The sequence below is a fragment of the Vibrio sp. 1401 genome, from assembly GCF_033340295.1.
In genome coordinates this window covers 1-552 of the sequence record NZ_JAWOWF010000709.1, presented here as the reverse complement: position 1 = coordinate 552, position 552 = coordinate 1, and the positions used below count along the sequence as shown (strand labels likewise).

Here is a 552-nt window from a genome sequence, read left to right as displayed (position 1 = left end):
TTTGATTTGCGTAAAGGTCTGGCGGATCCAGTCGGCCAAGATCATATGAACATGAACTCGAATGCCGTAAGTTTGGTGAACGCATCAGATTCAGGCCATATCGCTGGCACAGTAAGTAACGTGCAATACCAAGCTTGCGAAGCAGACAGTGCGGCATGGAACGCGATTCATGATGTGCCTGCCGTTCACTCTGTTTACCTGTATGCGGGTTCTATGGATCGCTCAACCATGGGCGATATGGGCGCGACAGCTCCACTCAACGCGCCAGTTGCGGTAGCTAACGTGAATGAATCGCAAGACGAAGAAGGCAATACAATCTACAGCTACGAGTTTGGTTACATTGGCCCAGGTACTTACAGCATTGGCTACACATGTACTGCGTATATTGATACGCCAGACGCTCATGAAACGTCAGAAGACGGTTTCTTGATTTACCAGCACTACACGCCAGTTGATGTTGTCGAGACAGAGCTGACAACTCAGGACATTAATCCCATTCTTTAAGTCACCATATTAAAAAAGCCGCTCGTACTGAGCGGCTTTTTAATTAGT

At 47.6% G+C, this 552-nt stretch carries 1 pseudogene; it reads left to right on the top strand.

What is annotated here, in order from left to right:
* A pseudogene (locus R7Z77_RS27720) lies at positions 1–504 on the top strand (DUF4382 domain-containing protein); the annotation flags it as partial.
* Positions 505–552: the final 48 nt, after the last annotated feature.